We start from the raw sequence: 15,835 nt of genomic DNA on the forward strand, positions 1-15,835 counted from the left end.
TTTTTACAAAAAACGCATGAGTCTCTTCCGGTCTTCGCCAAAAGATGATTAAATGAATACTCACTTATTTTGCATAAAAATGCACAAGAGAGCGAAAGCGGTCTCTAATCAGTCAATCAAGCAGGGTTTTATTCTATGACGACGATTCTCAAGCATCTTCCTGTAGGACAACGTATTGGCATCGCTTTCTCAGGCGGCCTGGATACCAGCGCTGCACTGCTGTGGATGCGCCAGAAGGGAGCGGTTCCGTATGCATATACTGCGAACCTGGGTCAACCGGACGAGGAAGACTATGATGCTATTCCTCGTCGCGCTAAAGAGTATGGTGCAGAGAACGCGCGCCTGATTGACTGCCGTAAACAACTGGTCGCTGAAGGTATCGCGGCTATTCAGTGTGGTGCGTTCCATAACACCACCGGCGGCCTGACCTATTTCAACACCACTCCGCTGGGCCGTGCAGTCACCGGCACCATGCTGGTTGCCGCCATGAAAGAAGACGGCGTGAACATCTGGGGCGACGGCAGTACCTATAAAGGTAACGATATCGAACGCTTCTATCGTTATGGCCTGCTGACCAACGCCGAACTGCAGATCTACAAACCGTGGCTGGATACCGACTTCATCGACGAGCTGGGTGGTCGTCATGAGATGTCCGAGTTTATGATCGCCTGCGGTTTTGACTATAAGATGTCCGTTGAGAAAGCCTACTCCACCGACTCCAATATGCTGGGTGCGACGCACGAAGCGAAAGACCTGGAGTTCCTGAACTCCAGCGTGAAGATCGTGAACCCAATCATGGGCGTGAAGTTCTGGGACGAGAATGTCAAAATCCAGGCCGAAGAAGTGACCGTACGTTTTGAACGCGGCCATCCGGTTGCGCTGAACGGTAAAACCTTCTCTGATGACGTTGAGCTGATGCTGGAAGCTAACCATATTGGCGGTCGTCACGGTCTGGGCATGAGCGATCAGATTGAAAACCGTATCATCGAAGCGAAGAGCCGTGGCATCTATGAAGCCCCGGGAATGGCGCTGCTGCACATCGCTTACGAGCGTCTGCTGACTGGTATTCACAACGAAGACACCATTGAGCAGTATCACTCTCATGGCCGCCAGTTGGGTAAACTGCTGTATCAGGGCCGCTGGTTCGATCCACAGGCGCTGATGCTGCGTGATGCGCTGCAGCGTTGGGTAGCAAGTGCGATCACCGGTGAAGTTACCCTGGAGCTGCGTCGCGGTAACGACTACTCCATCCTGAATACCGTGTCTGACAACCTGACCTATAAAGCAGAGCGTCTGACCATGGAGAAAGGTGAATCCGTGTTCTCGCCGGACGATCGTATTGGGCAGCTGACCATGCGTAACCTGGATATCACCGATACCCGTGAGAAGCTGTTCAACTATGTTGAGAATGGCCTGCTCTCCGCAAACTCAGGTAACGGCCTGCCGCAGGTTGAAAACCTGGAGCACAGCGATAAGAAGTAATCGCTGATGTGAATGTAAAAGGCGTCCACTGGACGCCTTTTTTGTGGCCTTTTGTAGGGCGGGTCAGCGCAGCGCCACCCGCCATTTTGCCCGGTGGCGCTGCGCTGACCGGGCCTACGAACAACAAAAAGTACAGACGAAAAAAAAGACGTCTTTCGACGTCTTTCTTCTGGAATATTGGTACCGAGGATGGGACTCGAACCCACAAGCCCGTTAGGGCACTACCACCTCAAGGTAGCGTGTCTACCAATTCCACCACCTCGGTACAGAATACTTAGTGCGGGATATCGCTGGTCGGCTTAGCCGGTGCAGCTGGCTGAGTTTGCTCAGTTTTTGCTGGCGCGCTCAGATTTTCCCACTCGCTTCCTTTGCTGGTTTTGTTGCTGTTGATATTGCCAAGCACCAGGCTGATGATGAAGAACAGCGTAGCCAGAATCGCCGTTGTGCGGGTCATGAAGTTCGCAGAACCACTTGAACCAAACAGCGTACCGGAAGCGCCTGCTCCGAAGGAGGCTCCCATATCAGCGCCTTTACCTTGCTGCAGCATAATCAGCGCTACGAGAGCGATGGCTACAATAAGGAAAATAACTAAAAGAGCTTCGTACATAATCAACCTGTTCCTTGCGGATTTGCCGCATACCAATGCTTCGACCAATTAGCAGGATTTTTGTTTCCCACTGAAGCGGGTGTGAATACTAACCAAAGCGAATGACCTTCGCAAGGGCATTTTTGACGCATTGTATCAACTGCGGAAAAAAACAGCAAAAAGCCAGTAATTGCTTAAAACAAAGGCGACAAAAGCCGCCTTTTTAAACATTTAGCGTGCAAGATTATGCAGCTTTTACAGCATCCGCAATACGGTGCGCAAACTCATTAACCTGCGCTTCGTCCTCACCTTCCACCATGACGCGGATCAGCGGTTCGGTGCCAGACTTACGCAGCAGCACGCGTCCACGACTGCCCAGCGCCGCTTCAACGTCAGCCATTACCGCTTTCACGTTCTCATTTTCCAGCGGATCGCCTTTGCCGGCAGTGAAGCGCACGTTCACCAGGATCTGTGGGAACATTTTCATTCCGCTGCAGAGATCGTGCAGGCTCATATGGTTGCGCGCCATCGCGGCAACCACCTGCAGCGCGGCCACGATGCCGTCTCCGGTGGTGGTCTTGTCGAGCAGGATCACGTGACCGGAGTTTTCCGCACCAATACGCCAGCCCTTCTCCTGCAGTTTTTCCAGCACATAGCGGTCACCCACTTTCGCGCGGACAAACGGAATACCGAGCTGTTTCAGCGCCAGCTCCAGGCCCATGTTACTCATCAGGGTACCGACGGCACCGCCGCGCAGCTGACCCTGACGCAGGCCTTCACGCGCGATGATGTAAAGGATCTGGTCCCCGTCGACTTTATTGCCTTCGTGGTCGACCATGATCACGCGGTCGCCGTCGCCGTCAAGCGCAATGCCCAGATCGGCTTTTTCAGCCAGAACGCGCGCCTGCAGGGCACGAACGTCAGTCGCACCGACCTGTTCGTTAATGTTCAGACCATCCGGCTCACAGCCAATGGTAATGACCTTCGCACCCAGCTCGCGGAAGACATTCGGGGCGATGTGATAGGTCGCGCCATTGGCACAGTCCACCACAATTTTAAGGTGCGCCAGGCTCAGCTCATTTGGGAAAGTGCCTTTACAGAATTCGATATAACGACCCGCCGCATCGACAATACGGTTCGCTTTACCCAGCTCTGCGGAATCAACACAGGTGATCTCTTTTTCCATTTCGGCTTCAATTGCTTCTTCCACTTCGTCCGGCAGCTTGGTGCCATCGATGGAGAAGAACTTGATGCCGTTGTCATAGAACGGGTTGTGAGAAGCCGAGATGACAATCCCCGCTTCCGCGCGGAAGGTGCGGGTCAGGTATGCAACCGCAGGCGTTGGCATTGGGCCAGTAAAGGAGGCAGAAAGCCCAGCCGCCGCCAGGCCGGCTTCCAGGGCAGACTCCAGCATATAGCCTGAAATACGGGTATCTTTACCGATAATGATCTTACGGGAACCATGACGCGCCAGTACCTTGCCAGCAGCCCAGCCGAGTTTCAAAACAAAATCAGGGGTGATTGGAGCATCGCCTACACGCCCACGGATACCATCGGTACCAAAATATTTACGATTACTCATAGCGTTTGTTTTCCTTCGCTGCCAGTGTGGCTTCCACCACACGCATGGCTTCTACTGTTTCTTTGACATCATGGACACGAATAATATGTGCGCCCTGCATCGCCGCAATCACCGCGCAGGCCAGACTACCGCTCAGGCGCTCACCTGGCCCAACATTCAGTAACTGACCAATCATCGACTTTCTCGACATCCCCACCAGTAGCGGCAGGTCAAAGTGATGAAATTCCGACAAGCGCGCAAGCAGCGCATAATTGTGTGAGAGATTTTTACCGAAACCGAACCCCGGGTCGAGCAGCAATTTCTCTTTTGGGATACCTGCACGTTCGCAGCGCGCGATATGCTCAATAAAGAAGCGATTCACGTCGGCAAAGACATCGTCGTACTTCGGCGCTTCCTGCATCGTTTTCGGCTGACCCTGCATATGCATAAGACAAACGGGCAGCCCGGTTTCCGCTGCCGCTTCAATCGCGCCCGGCTCGGTGAGTGAACGAATATCATTGATAATGTGAGCGCCCACTCTCGCCACTTCACGGATCACTTCAGGTTTGGAAGTGTCTACGGATATCCATACTTCGAAGCGTTGTGCAATTGCTTCCACCACCGGCACCACGCGTGCCAGCTCTTCTTCCACGGACACGTCCGCCGCCCCCGGACGCGTCGATTCGCCGCCAACGTCAATGATGGTGGCACCCGCATTAATCATTAAATTTGCGTGCTTAACCGCCTCAATAAGCGTGTTATGCGTGCCGCCGTCAGAGAAGGAATCAGGGGTAACATTCAGGATCCCCATCACATGAGGATGTGAAAGATCGAGATGCGAGTCCTGGGCGAATAATTTCATGGTGAAATCCCTGGTATCTATATGGTTAAACAGAAATGAAAAACCCCGGAGCAAGCTCCAGGGTTTGAGGTACGGACAAATGCTTCAACAGCAGTGACTTACTTATCGCCCAACTGTTCTGACATGGTGTTGCCCGGGTTTGGCGTACGCGGTTCATCAACCGGACGCGGCGCACGCGGGGTGCCATTATTGTCAGAATTATTGGACGCGCCTGGATCTTCCCAGCCCGCTGGCGGACGCACTTCGCGGCGCGCCATCAGGTCGTCAATCTGCGGTGCATCGATGGTCTCATATTTCATGAGCGCATCTTTCATCGAATGCAGGATGTCCATATTGTCGTTCAGGATCTGGCGAGCACGTGCATAGTTACGCTCAACCAGAGATTTTACTTCCTGATCGATGATACGTGCCGTCTCATCGGACATATGTTTCGCTTTCGCCACAGAACGGCCCAGGAAGACTTCGCCCTCTTCCTCTGCGTACAGCAGCGGACCGAGTTTGTCGGAGAAGCCCCACTGCGTCACCATGTTACGCGCCAGGTTTGTCGCAACTTTAATGTCGTTGGACGCACCGGTAGAAACATGTTCAACACCGTAGATAATCTCTTCTGCCAGACGACCACCGTAGAGGGTAGAAATCTGGCTTTCCAGTTTCTGACGGCTGGCGCTGATCGCGTCGCCCTCAGGCAGGAAGAAGGTGACACCCAGTGCACGACCGCGAGGAATAATCGTCACTTTATGCACCGGATCGTGTTCCGGCACCAGACGACCGATAATCGCGTGGCCTGCTTCGTGGTATGCCGTGGACTCTTTCTGCGCTTCCGTCATCACCATGGAGCGGCGTTCCGCACCCATCATGATCTTGTCTTTCGCTTTCTCGAACTCCACCATCGACACGACACGCTTGTTACCGCGAGCGGCAAACAGTGCTGCTTCGTTGACCAGGTTAGCCAGGTCCGCACCAGAGAAGCCCGGGGTACCACGCGCAATGATTGCCGCGTCGATATCTGGCGCCAGCGGTACGCGACGCATATGGACTTTCAGAATCTGTTCACGACCGCGAACATCCGGCAGACCGACCACAACCTGACGGTCGAAACGGCCTGGACGCAGCAGCGCGGGGTCAAGTACGTCCGGACGGTTAGTTGCTGCGATAACGATGATACCTTCGTTACCTTCGAAGCCGTCCATCTCAACCAGCATCTGGTTCAACGTCTGCTCGCGTTCATCGTGACCACCGCCCAGACCTGCGCCACGCTGGCGGCCTACGGCGTCGATTTCATCGATGAAGATAATGCACGGTGCTGCCTTCTTGGCCTGCTCGAACATGTCACGCACACGAGATGCACCGACACCCACGAACATTTCTACGAAGTCAGAACCAGAAATAGTAAAGAACGGCACCTTCGCTTCACCCGCAATGGCTTTCGCCAGCAGGGTTTTACCGGTACCCGGAGGGCCAACCATCAGCACGCCTTTCGGGATCTTACCGCCCAGTTTCTGGAAACGGCTCGGTTCGCGCAGGTATTCAACCAGCTCTCCCACCTCTTCTTTCGCTTCGTCACACCCGGCGACGTCAGCGAACGTGGTCTTGATCTGGTCTTCCGTCAGCATACGCGCCTTGCTCTTACCGAACGACATGGCACCTTTGCCACCGCCGCCCTGCATCTGACGCATAAAGAAGATCCAGACGCCGATAAGAAGCAGCATTGGGAACCAGGAAATGAAGATAGAAGCCAGCAGGCTTGGTTCTTCTGGCGGCTCGCCGACCACCTTGACGTTTTTGGTCAGAAGGTTATCAAGCAGCTTAGGATCGTTCACCGGGATGTAAGTCGTGTAACGGTTACTATCTTTCTTGGTAACGTTGATCTCACGTCCGTTGATACGCGCTTCGCGAACCTGGTCCTGATTGACCTCCTGCAGGAAGGTAGAATAATCCACCTTGCGGCCATTCGACTCGCTGGGCCCAAAGCTCTGGAATACTGACATCAGCACAACGGCAATGACCAGCCAGAGTATTAGGTTTTTCGCCATGTCACTCAAGGGATTAACCTCATATTACAACTGTGTTAAAAACAGCGTCAGGATACTCTATATCCAGTTTCATTCAAACTTTCGCCTGAAATCCACCGGTTATCACTTTCGCCCGGTCGCTACAATATACACTTCTCGGGAACGGGCCCGGGAAGAGTCCGGCTTACGAACTTTGACCTTCGCAAACAGGGAGCGAATTTCCTTAAGGTACTCCTCGAAACCTTCGCCCTGAAACACCTTCACAACAAAACTACCACCAGGCGCTAGTACATCACGACACATTTCTAACGCTAGCTCCACCAGATACATGCCGCGGGGGATATCCACCGCCGGTGTTCCGCACATATTTGGCGCCATATCAGACATGACAACCTGAACCTTACTGTCACCCACACGTTCAAGTAACGCTTTCAGTACTAATTCATCACGAAAGTCGCCCTGAAGGAAGTCGACACCGACGATGGGATCCATTGGTAAAAGATCGCATGCGATGATTCGGCCCGCTCCGCCGATCTGCGTTACCGCATACTGGGACCATCCGCCAGGTGCTGCACCGAGGTCGACAACCGTCATCCCCGGCTTAAAAAGTTTGTCACTTTGCTGTATTTCATCAAGTTTAAACCAGGCGCGGGAACGTAACCCCTTTTTCTGCGCCTGCAGAACATATTTATCGCTAAAGTGTTCCTGAAGCCAGCGGCTGGAACTGGCAGAACGCTTTTTACCTGTCATTTAACATTTCCGTCCGGGTTCATCGTTGCTTACCTTTGGCGTAAATTTCTACGCTGCTGTTTGGCGATATTAGGGAGATGGCGGTAGAATGAACCGTTTTCAATCCCAACGTAAGCAAAAATATACGATGAATCTGAGTACTAAACAAAAACAGCACCTTAAAGGTCTGGCACATCCGCTCAAGCCTGTAGTTATGCTTGGCAACAATGGTTTGACCGAAGGGGTGCTTGCCGAGATTGAACAAGCGCTGGAACACCACGAGCTGATCAAGGTGAAAATCGCCTCTGAAGACAGAGACACTAAAAACCTGATCGTGGAAGCCATCGTGCGCGAAACCGGTGCCTGTAATGTACAGGTCATCGGTAAAACGCTGGTGCTCTATCGCCCATCTAAAGAGCGCAAAATCTCGCTGCCACGCTAAGGATATCCTGAATCAAACACATTTTCTGTGTTAAACGAGGGATTTCTGTCAGCAGGTGAGCAAAATGCCATGCTCCTTGAGTTGTTAAAAGGCCGCTATGCGGCCTTTTTCTTTTCTTTACAATGTATCAACATCTTAGCAGAGAGGCGAATTACAGGTATTCAACCTTGATAATTTCATATTCCACTTCACCACCTGGGGTGCGGATGGTGACAACATCATCCTGCTCTTTGCCAATCAGGCCGCGAGCGATCGGTGAGTTCACCGAAATCAGGTTCTGTTTGAAGTCTGCTTCATCATCACCCACGATGCGATAGGTCTGCTCTTCGTCGCTGTCGAGGTTAAGCACGGTAACGGTTGCACCGAAAATCACGCGGCCATTATTAGGCATCTTAGTGATATCAATAACCTGCGCATTGGACAGTTTTGCTTCGATATCTTTAATACGCCCTTCACAGAAGCCCTGCTGCTCACGCGCGGCGTGATATTCAGCGTTCTCTTTCAGGTCGCCATGCTCGCGCGCATCCGCGATAGCGGCGATGATTTCGGGACGACGAACGGATTTCAGGAAATCCAGCTCTTCGCGCAGTTTTTCGGCACCACGTAAGGTCATCGGAATAGCTTGCATTTGTTATACCTCTTAAACATTCCTGTTGGGAGCAGTGTTCCCTGCCCCGGCCCTCATGAGCAGGCCAGAAGCAAAAAGAAAACCGACCCGGGAGCAACGCCCCAGGTCAGCAGCAATTTTCAATTTGATATGCATTTTACCGCGAAGTTCACTATGGGTCATCGTTTACTTTGCAGTGCTATGCACCGTAGTATGACGGTTTGTTTTCGGGTTGTTAGCGCGAGATTATGCGATTTTCCAGATTTATCATCGGATTGACTACCAGTATAACGTTCAGCGTTCAGGCCGCGAATGTTGATGAGTATATTAATCAACTGCCCGCAGGTGCCAACCTTGCCTTGATGGTGCAAAAGGTCGGGGCGCAGACGCCAGAGATTGACTACCATAGTCAACAGATGGCCCTGCCTGCCAGTACCCAGAAGGTGATTACTGCGCTTGCCGCCCTCCTTCAGCTTGGGCCTGACTTCCGGTTTACCACCACACTCGAGACCAAAGGTAACGTCGAGGGTGGCGAACTGAAAGGCGATCTTATCGCCCGCTTTGGCGGTGACCCGACCTTTAAACGCCAGGATATCCGCAATATGGTTGCGGTGCTGAAAAAAACCGGCGTGCAGAGGATTGATGGCAATGTGCTGATAGATACGTCCATCTTTGCCAGCCACGATAAAGCCCCTGGCTGGCCGTGGAACGATATGACGCAATGCTTTAGCGCCCCACCCGCCGCCGCGATTGTTGACCGTAACTGCTTCTCGGTTTCGCTTTACAGCGCGCCAAAGCCGGATGATTTAGCGTTCATCCGCATAGCATCCTACTACCCGGTCATGATGTTTAGCCAGGTCCGCACGCTGGCCAAGGGCTCCCCGGATGCACAGTATTGCGAACTGGATGTGGTGCCAGGCGATCTTAACCGCTTCACGCTCACCGGCTGCCTGACGCAGCGTGCCGATCCGCTGCCCTTGGCCTTTGCGATACAGGACGGTGCCAGCTACGCGGGCGCTATTCTGAAAGATGAGCTGAAACAAGCGGGAATAACTTACTCCGGCACGTTGCTTCGTCAGACGCAGTTCAACCAGCCCGGCACGGTCATCGCCAGCAAGCAGTCTCCGCCGCTGCACGATTTGCTGCGAATTATGCTGAAAAAGTCGGACAACATGATTGCCGACACCGTGTTCCGCATGATTGGTCACGCGCGTTTTGGCGTGCCGGGAACCTGGCGCGCGGGCTCAGACGCGGTTCGTCAGATCCTGCGCCAGCAGGCAGGGATCGATCTGGGTAATACCATTGCCGTCGATGGCTCCGGATTATCGCGTCATAATTTGATCTCTCCGGCCACAATGATGCAAGTGCTACAGTACATTGCACAGCATGACACTGAGCTAAACTTTATTTCAATGCTGCCACTGGCTGGTCATGACGGTTCGTTGCAGTACCGCGCCGGGCTTCACGCTGCCGGTGTGGATGGCAAAGTATCCGCCAAAACCGGTTCACTGCAGGGGGTTTACAACCTTGCAGGCTTCATCACTACCGCCAGCGGACAACGCATGGCATTCGTGCAGTATCTTTCCGGCTATGCCGTCGAACCGACCGACCAGCGCAATCGCCGTATTCCGCTTGTTCGCTTCGAAAGCAGGCTCTATAAGGACATTTATCAGAATAACTAGCGATGAAACTACTCATAGTTGAAGACGATCTGTTATTGCAGGAAGGGCTGGCGCTGGGTCTGGCCAATGAAGGGTATGCCCTCGACTGTGCCAGCACGGCGGCGGAGGCGGATGCCCTGATTCAGAGCGGCGAATACAGTCTGGTGATCCTCGATTTGGGCTTGCCTGACAAAGACGGCGCCACGCTCCTGACCCAGTGGCGACGTCGTGGTATCGCCAACCCGGTATTGATCCTGACGGCACGCGATGCCATTGAAGATCGTATCACCGGCCTTGATGCCGGTGCTGATGATTACCTGGTGAAGCCTTTTGCACTTGCGGAGCTGCAGGCCCGGGTGCGCGCGTTGATTCGCCGCTATCAGGGGCACAGTGACAACTTACTCACCGACGGCGATATTACGCTGAATCTGCAAACCCAGCAGGTACTGCGCCAGGCCCAACCGGTTGAGGTGACCCCAAAAGAGTTCGCCCTGCTTACGCGTCTGATCATGCGCAGCGGGCAAACGGTGCACAGAGAAACCCTCCAGCAGGATATCTACTCCTGGCAGGACGATCCGGGGTCAAATACCCTTGAAGTCCATATTCACAACCTGCGTCGTAAGCTGGGCAAGGACAGGATCAAAACCGTCCGTGGCGTTGGCTATCGTCTGGAGAGCCAGAAATGAACAGCATGCGTCGGCGCCTGATGGTGCTGCTGGCGGTCATTCTGTTATTTTTCCAGTTGATAAGCGTTATCTGGCTGTGGCATGAAAGCCGTGAGCAGATTGGTTTCCTTGTCAGTGAAACGTTGTCTGCCAAAGCCCGCAATAACCATGTCGAGAAAGAGATCCGCGAAGCGATTGCCTCTCTTCTGGTTCCTTCTCTGGTGATGGTCGGTTTCACGCTGCTGTTTTCATTCTGGGCAGTCACCTGGATAACCCGGCCCCTGAATAAACTGCGTACCAGCCTGGCTAACCGTTCGGCGGATAACTTAACCCCGCTCCCTATGTATTCCGACATGGAGGAAATTGGCGCGGTCACCACTTCCCTCAACCAGCTACTCGCCAGGCTGGATAATACCATTCAGCAGGAGCGTCTCTTCACCGCGGACGCCGCACACGAACTGCGAACGCCCCTTGCCGGGATCCGGCTCCATCTGGAGCTCATGGCGCAGTCTGGCGCGCCACAGGCCGCGACGTTAATCAGCCGCATCGATCAGCTCATGCATACCGTTGAACAATTGCTGATGCTGGCCCGGGCCGGACAGGCAATGGCCAGCGGCCACTACGATACCGTTAACTGGACGGACAATATCCTTATGCCGCTTGGTCTTGAGCATGAAGCCAAAGAACATACGGTAATATGGCCCGCCAGGAGCGCGCTCACGGTTCAGGGAGACGCAGTGCTTCTGCGTCTGATGCTGCGCAACCTGCTGGAGAATGCCGGACGATACAGCCCGTCAGGGACAACGATTGAAGTGACATTAAACGAAGTCGAAGGTGGTACTCAGGTCAGCGTTATCGATCAGGGACCCGGTATTGATGAAGCTCACCGACAGTCAATTACGGAGCCATTCCGTCGACTTGACCAGCGCTACGGTGGCAGTGGTCTGGGCCTGAGCATCGTGCAGCGCATCGTGCAGCTCCACCGCGGCAAGCTGACGCTTGAAAATGGCGCTGAGGGCGGCTTAATCGCCAGCTGCTGGTTACCCTCAACGCTGGAATAAAAAAAGCCCCCATAATGGGGGCTTTGGACAGATATTAGTGCTTGTAGATGAACTCGACGCCTTCTTCGTCGTCTTCATCCCAGTCATCGTCCCAGTCTTCATCATCTTCTTCCGCTTCCAGCTCTTCGAGCTGCTGGCGGTGGTAGTCATCCCACATGAATTCGACTTTTTCAGGCTGCTTAGCTTCTTCCGCCTGAACAATTGGGTTTTCGATGATAAAGGTCATCACATCCCAGCACAGATCTTTCACGCCAACCTGGCTTGCCGCAGAGATCAGGTAGTATTTATCTTCCCAACCCATCGCTTCTGCAATCGCTTTGGCTTTCGCTTCCGCTTCGGCTTTATCCATCAGGTCGATCTTGTTGAAGACCAGCCAGCGTGGTTTAGTCGCCAGTTTTTCGCTGTATTTTTCCAGCTCTCCGATAATGATGCGGGCATTTTCAACCGGATCGGAACCGTCGATAGGATCGATATCGATGAGGTGAAGCAGTACACGGCAACGCTCAAGGTGTTTCAGGAAGCGAATACCCAGTCCGGCCCCTTCGGCCGCACCTTCAATCAGGCCCGGGATATCGGCAACCACAAAGCTCTTCTCGTTATCCATACGGACCACGCCCAGGCTTGGTACCAGGGTGGTAAACGGATAGTCCGCCACTTTTGGTTTCGCCGCAGAGACGGCGCGAATAAACGTCGATTTACCGGCGTTTGGCATACCCAACATGCCCACATCTGCCAGAAGCATCAGCTCCAGCTGCAGATCGCGCTTATCGCCCGGCGTACCCATCGTTTTCTGACGCGGCGTACGGTTAACGGAGGACTTGAAACGGCTGTTACCCAGACCGTGCCAGCCGCCTTTCGCAACCATCAGGCGCTGACCGTGTTTGGTCATGTCACCCATGGTTTCACCGGTTCCCTGGTCAATCACACGCGTACCGACCGGAACCTTAATGGTGACGTCTTTTCCACGTTTCCCGGTACAGTCACGGCTCTGGCCGTTCTGGCCACGTTCAGCGCGGAAGGATTTCTCGAAACGGTAGTCGATCAGCGTGTTGAGGTTCTCATCCGCCTCCAGCCACACGTCACCACCATCCCCGCCGTCGCCGCCGTCAGGACCGCCACGTGGGATATATTTTTCACGGCGGAAGCTCACGCAACCGTTGCCGCCATCACCAGCCACGACCAGGATCGTCGCTTCATCAACAAACTTCATTTTACTCTCCGTAACTCATTCGCCTGAGCGGGGGACTACTACAACCGCTTCATTTTTGCGCCAACGTCCCCAAAGACGATGACCAATGGCGGAATACATCGCGCCCGCAACCACGACAAACGCACCGAGATAACCCAACAGGTTGAGCATCGGTCTGACGAAGACATCGGGCCAGGCCATTGATAACAAATCTGAAAATAACAGCGTAAACAGCGGAGTAAGCGTAATTAATGCGCTCACCTGTGCTGCCTGCCAGCGCGCCATCGCTTCGGCCAGCGCGCCATAACCGACCAGCGTGTTTAAACCACAAAAAATGAGGCACGCCAGTTGCCAGTCGCTGAGCTGGGTAATCACACCCGGCTTTGCTAATGGCAGCAATGCTATTGTACACAAAGTGTACAGCAAAAAGAGGATCTGCTGTGAGGCAAGACGACGCAATAACACCTTTTGCGCGACGCCATAACTCACCCAGACCGTTGCTGCCCCTACACCGAAGATCACACCCCACGTGTAATCCGTCAGTCGGGTAAAAATCTCCAGCAGACTGGTGTTGAAGAACATCACCAGACCGCATAGCAGCATGCTCGCCCCGATAATCTGCGTACCGCGCATCTTCTCCTTAAGGATAAAGACGCTGGCGACCATCATGCCTACAGGTGAAAGCTGACCAATCACCTGTGACGCTGTAGGGCTAAGATATTGCAGGGAAGAGCTGAACAGGATGAAGTTACCAAACAGACCGCCCGTCGCGATAGCCAGCAACACCAGCCAGCGCGGTTTACGGAAGAGTCGCAAAGGTGGAAGCTTACCTTTGACAGCCAGAATGGCCCCGAGGCCGATGCTTGCCATCAGAAAGCGATAAAAGACCACCGTAGGCGGCTCCATCACTTCCAGTACCTGCTTCATTGCAATTGGCAGCGCGCCCCAGCACATTGCGGTGGTGAGCGCCAAAAGAATACCTATGCCGGCCTGCTGCTTCATGCCCGTTTTCCCTACAGAAAATTTTCCGGGTTTCCAATGTAAAAAGCCCCGCAACACGTTGCGGGGCTTTAATCCGTTACCGGACCGAGAAAACCTTACTCAGCAACGATGCTGATGTATTTACGGTTGTTCGGGCCTTTGACTTCAAATTTCACTTTACCGTCTGCTTTAGCAAACAGAGTGTGGTCACGACCGCAACCTACGTTGTTGCCAGCGTGGAATTTGGTACCACGTTGACGAACGATGATGCTACCCGCCAGAACGGATTCGCCACCGAAACGCTTAACGCCAAGGCGTTTAGCTTCTGAATCGCGACCGTTACGTGTGGAGCCGCCAGCCTTTTTATGTGCCATTTAAATCTCTCCTCAGGTCTTAGGCGCTGATGCCAGTAATTTTCACATCAGTGAACCACTGACGGTGGCCCTGCTGCTTACGGTAGTGCTTACGACGACGAAACTTAACGATTTTAACTTTCTCGCCACGACCGTGTGCAACAACTTCAGCTTTGATAACGCCGCCATCAACGAAAGGAACGCCGATTTTGACTTCTTCACCGTTTGCGATCATCAGAACTTCTGCGAATTCAACAGATTCGCCAGTTGCGATGTCCAGCTTTTCCAGGCGAACGGTCTGACCTTCGCTTACTCGGTGTTGTTTACCACCACTTTGGAAAACCGCGTACATATAAACTCCGCTTCCGCGCACGTCCTCGTATGATTCAGAGTGCGCTATAAATATTCACAATAGGGCGCGAATATTACGCAAAACGCGAGCCTTTGACAAGTGCTACCGTCAATACATGAAGAAAAAAAACACAACGCGTACGGTAACGTTTATCTGAGCCGTTTTTTCAGTACAATCAGCACTACTATTGATAAACCGAAACCCTTCGTTACCCCATTGTAGATGGGATCAACAGGATAAAAAGCCCGGCTTTTGCGATGAATTTAGAAAAAATCAACGAGTTAACCGCGCAAGATATGGCGGGTGTGAATGCAGCAATCCTGGAGCAACTCAACTCTGACGTTCAGCTGATCAATCAGTTGGGCTATTACATTGTCAGCGGCGGCGGTAAACGCATTCGTCCGATGATCGCCATTCTGGCTGCCAGAGCCGTTGGTTATGAGGGAAATGCCCACATCACGATCGCAGCACTTATCGAATTTATTCACACGGCGACGCTTCTGCATGATGACGTTGTGGATGAATCAGATATGCGTCGTGGCAAAGCCACGGCAAATGCCGCTTTCGGAAACGCAGCCAGCGTACTGGTGGGGGATTTTATTTATACCCGCGCCTTCCAGATGATGACCAGTCTGGGTTCCCTGAAAGTGCTGGAGGTGATGTCCGAAGCCGTTAACGTCATTGCAGAAGGCGAAGTGCTGCAGCTGATGAACGTCAACGACCCTGATATCACCGAAGAAAACTACATGCGTGTGATTTACAGTAAAACCGCGCGCCTGTTTGAGGCGGCCGCCCAGTGCTCCGGCATTCTGGCGGACTGTACCGAGGCACAGGAAAAAGGGCTCCAGGACTATGGTCGTTATCTGGGTACTGCATTCCAGTTAATTGATGATTTGCTGGACTACAGTGCGGACGGTGAAACGCTCGGCAAAAACGTGGGTGATGACCTGAACGAAGGTAAACCAACCCTGCCGCTGCTTCACGCCATGCGCAACGGAACTGCCGACCAGGCGAAAATGATCCGTGAAGCGATTGAGCAGGGAAATGGCCGCCATCTTCTGGAAACTGTACTGGAAACGATGGCCATCTGCGGATCGCTGGAGTGGACCCGTCAGCGCGCGGAAGAAGAAGCGGATAAAGCCATCGCGGCACTGCAGGTAATTCCAGACAGCCCATGGCGCGACGCGTTAATTGGTCTGGCCCACATCGCCGTTCAGCGCGACCGGTAATCCCCCTGTTTCTCCCCGCATCATAGCGGGGAGATTCCAGTACACCCCAGTAAATTACGTATT

Annotated in this window: 16 protein-coding genes and 1 tRNA gene; 6 read left to right on the plus strand and 11 right to left on the minus strand. The window is 53.4% G+C overall.

Annotated features, from left to right (window positions below; all coding sequences use genetic code 11):
- The first annotated feature begins 135 nt into the window (after nucleotides 1-135).
- Complete coding sequence (gene argG, locus M2433_RS17660; RefSeq protein ID WP_429055809.1) at nucleotides 136-1,482, plus strand: argininosuccinate synthase; 1,347 nt, start codon at nucleotides 136-138, stop codon at nucleotides 1,480-1,482.
- A 178-nt stretch (nucleotides 1,483-1,660) separates the two neighbouring features.
- Here argG and M2433_RS17665 read toward each other — a convergent pair.
- From M2433_RS17665 to rlmE, 6 genes are all read right to left on the minus strand, one after another.
- Nucleotides 1,661-1,747, minus strand: a tRNA-Leu gene (locus M2433_RS17665).
- Between the two features lie 9 nt (nucleotides 1,748-1,756).
- Complete coding sequence (gene secG, locus M2433_RS17670; RefSeq protein ID WP_023333590.1) at nucleotides 1,757-2,089, minus strand: preprotein translocase subunit SecG; 333 nt, start codon at nucleotides 2,087-2,089, stop codon at nucleotides 1,757-1,759.
- 223 nt (nucleotides 2,090-2,312) lie between these two features.
- The gene (glmM, locus tag M2433_RS17675; protein WP_429055807.1) at nucleotides 2,313-3,650 is read right to left on the minus strand and encodes a phosphoglucosamine mutase; all 1,338 of its coding nucleotides are present in this window, start codon (nucleotides 3,648-3,650) and stop codon (nucleotides 2,313-2,315) included.
- Nucleotides 3,643-4,491: a dihydropteroate synthase gene (gene folP / locus M2433_RS17680; protein WP_047347711.1), complete on the minus strand. Its 849-nt coding sequence runs from the start codon at nucleotides 4,489-4,491 to the stop codon at nucleotides 3,643-3,645. The genes glmM and folP overlap by 8 nt, the downstream gene beginning before the upstream one ends.
- Nucleotides 4,492-4,589: 98 nt before the next feature.
- The gene (gene ftsH, locus M2433_RS17685) at nucleotides 4,590-6,524 is read right to left on the minus strand and encodes an ATP-dependent zinc metalloprotease FtsH (protein ID WP_010436002.1); all 1,935 of its coding nucleotides are present in this window, start codon (nucleotides 6,522-6,524) and stop codon (nucleotides 4,590-4,592) included.
- A gap of 102 nt (nucleotides 6,525-6,626) precedes the next feature.
- Complete coding sequence (rlmE, locus tag M2433_RS17690) at nucleotides 6,627-7,253, minus strand: 23S rRNA (uridine(2552)-2'-O)-methyltransferase RlmE (RefSeq protein ID WP_010436004.1); 627 nt, start codon at nucleotides 7,251-7,253, stop codon at nucleotides 6,627-6,629.
- A 127-nt stretch (nucleotides 7,254-7,380) separates the two neighbouring features.
- Between rlmE and yhbY the strand changes: the two genes are divergently transcribed.
- The gene (yhbY, locus tag M2433_RS17695) at nucleotides 7,381-7,674 is read left to right on the plus strand and encodes a ribosome assembly RNA-binding protein YhbY (RefSeq protein ID WP_003861814.1); all 294 of its coding nucleotides are present in this window, start codon (nucleotides 7,381-7,383) and stop codon (nucleotides 7,672-7,674) included.
- Nucleotides 7,675-7,825: 151 nt separating this feature from the next.
- Here yhbY and greA read toward each other — a convergent pair whose 3' ends face one another.
- Complete coding sequence (gene greA / locus M2433_RS17700) at nucleotides 7,826-8,302, minus strand: transcription elongation factor GreA (protein ID WP_047347710.1); 477 nt, start codon at nucleotides 8,300-8,302, stop codon at nucleotides 7,826-7,828.
- Nucleotides 8,303-8,529: 227 nt separating this feature from the next.
- Here greA and dacB point away from each other — a divergent pair, with 227 nt between their 5' ends.
- The 3 genes from dacB to pmrB are packed head-to-tail and all read left to right on the plus strand — an operon-like array spanning nucleotide 8,530 to nucleotide 11,668.
- Complete coding sequence (dacB, locus tag M2433_RS17705) at nucleotides 8,530-9,963, plus strand: serine-type D-Ala-D-Ala carboxypeptidase (RefSeq protein ID WP_429055804.1); 1,434 nt, start codon at nucleotides 8,530-8,532, stop codon at nucleotides 9,961-9,963.
- 2 nt (nucleotides 9,964-9,965) lie between these two features.
- Nucleotides 9,966-10,628 carry a two-component system response regulator PmrA gene (gene pmrA / locus M2433_RS17710; protein ID WP_047347708.1) on the plus strand — a complete coding sequence of 221 codons (663 nt, stop codon included), beginning with the start codon at nucleotides 9,966-9,968 and terminating at the stop codon, nucleotides 10,626-10,628.
- Nucleotides 10,625-11,668, plus strand: a complete 1,044-nt coding sequence (gene pmrB, locus M2433_RS17715) for a two-component system sensor histidine kinase PmrB (RefSeq protein ID WP_429055802.1) — start codon at nucleotides 10,625-10,627, stop codon at nucleotides 11,666-11,668. Before pmrA ends, pmrB begins: the two co-directional genes overlap by 4 nt.
- 34 nt (nucleotides 11,669-11,702) lie before the next feature.
- Here the strand turns inward: pmrB and cgtA are convergent, their stop codons facing one another.
- The 4 genes from cgtA to rplU all read right to left on the minus strand — a co-directional run bounded on the left by cgtA (nucleotide 11,703) and on the right by rplU (nucleotide 14,543).
- Nucleotides 11,703-12,878, minus strand: coding sequence for an Obg family GTPase CgtA (gene cgtA, locus M2433_RS17720; protein WP_429055800.1), 1,176 nt, complete (start codon nucleotides 12,876-12,878; stop codon nucleotides 11,703-11,705).
- A gap of 15 nt (nucleotides 12,879-12,893) precedes the next feature.
- Nucleotides 12,894-13,859 (minus strand): DMT family transporter, encoded by a 966-nt coding sequence (locus M2433_RS17725; RefSeq protein ID WP_047347705.1) that lies wholly within the window; start codon nucleotides 13,857-13,859, stop codon nucleotides 12,894-12,896.
- 95 nt (nucleotides 13,860-13,954) lie between these two features.
- Complete coding sequence (rpmA, locus tag M2433_RS17730) at nucleotides 13,955-14,212, minus strand: 50S ribosomal protein L27 (protein ID WP_004385076.1); 258 nt, start codon at nucleotides 14,210-14,212, stop codon at nucleotides 13,955-13,957.
- A gap of 19 nt (nucleotides 14,213-14,231) precedes the next feature.
- Nucleotides 14,232-14,543: a 50S ribosomal protein L21 gene (rplU, locus tag M2433_RS17735; RefSeq protein WP_003025032.1), complete on the minus strand. Its 312-nt coding sequence runs from the start codon at nucleotides 14,541-14,543 to the stop codon at nucleotides 14,232-14,234.
- Nucleotides 14,544-14,800: 257 nt separating this feature from the next.
- Between rplU and ispB the strand changes: the two genes are divergently transcribed.
- On the plus strand, nucleotides 14,801-15,772 hold the full coding sequence (ispB, locus tag M2433_RS17740) for an octaprenyl diphosphate synthase (protein ID WP_429055797.1): 972 nt from the start codon (nucleotides 14,801-14,803) through the stop codon (nucleotides 15,770-15,772).
- The last annotated feature ends 63 nt before the right edge of the window (nucleotides 15,773-15,835 follow it).

The sequence above is a fragment of the Enterobacter sp. AC1 genome, assembly GCF_050434705.1.
GTDB classification, from domain to species: Bacteria; Pseudomonadota; Gammaproteobacteria; order Enterobacterales; family Enterobacteriaceae; genus Enterobacter; species Enterobacter cloacae_L.

Coding starts and splice junctions, on each gene's coding strand:
- argG (WP_429055809.1), top strand. CDS start 136: ATGACGACGATTCTCAAGCATCTTCCTGTAGGACAACGTATTGGCATC.
- secG (WP_023333590.1), bottom strand. CDS start 2,089: ATGTACGAAGCTCTTTTAGTTATTTTCCTTATTGTAGCCATCGCTCTC.
- glmM (WP_429055807.1), bottom strand. CDS start 3,650: ATGAGTAATCGTAAATATTTTGGTACCGATGGTATCCGTGGGCGTGTA.
- folP (WP_047347711.1), bottom strand. CDS start 4,491: ATGAAATTATTCGCCCAGGACTCGCATCTCGATCTTTCACATCCTCAT.
- ftsH (WP_010436002.1), bottom strand. CDS start 6,524: ATGGCGAAAAACCTAATACTCTGGCTGGTCATTGCCGTTGTGCTGATG.
- rlmE (WP_010436004.1), bottom strand. CDS start 7,253: ATGACAGGTAAAAAGCGTTCTGCCAGTTCCAGCCGCTGGCTTCAGGAA.
- yhbY (WP_003861814.1), top strand. CDS start 7,381: ATGAATCTGAGTACTAAACAAAAACAGCACCTTAAAGGTCTGGCACAT.
- greA (WP_047347710.1), bottom strand. CDS start 8,302: ATGCAAGCTATTCCGATGACCTTACGTGGTGCCGAAAAACTGCGCGAA.
- dacB (WP_429055804.1), top strand. CDS start 8,530: ATGCGATTTTCCAGATTTATCATCGGATTGACTACCAGTATAACGTTC.
- pmrA (WP_047347708.1), top strand. CDS start 9,966: ATGAAACTACTCATAGTTGAAGACGATCTGTTATTGCAGGAAGGGCTG.
- pmrB (WP_429055802.1), top strand. CDS start 10,625: ATGAACAGCATGCGTCGGCGCCTGATGGTGCTGCTGGCGGTCATTCTG.
- cgtA (WP_429055800.1), bottom strand. CDS start 12,878: ATGAAGTTTGTTGATGAAGCGACGATCCTGGTCGTGGCTGGTGATGGC.
- M2433_RS17725 (WP_047347705.1), bottom strand. CDS start 13,859: ATGAAGCAGCAGGCCGGCATAGGTATTCTTTTGGCGCTCACCACCGCA.
- rpmA (WP_004385076.1), bottom strand. CDS start 14,212: ATGGCACATAAAAAGGCTGGCGGCTCCACACGTAACGGTCGCGATTCA.
- rplU (WP_003025032.1), bottom strand. CDS start 14,543: ATGTACGCGGTTTTCCAAAGTGGTGGTAAACAACACCGAGTAAGCGAA.
- ispB (WP_429055797.1), top strand. CDS start 14,801: ATGAATTTAGAAAAAATCAACGAGTTAACCGCGCAAGATATGGCGGGT.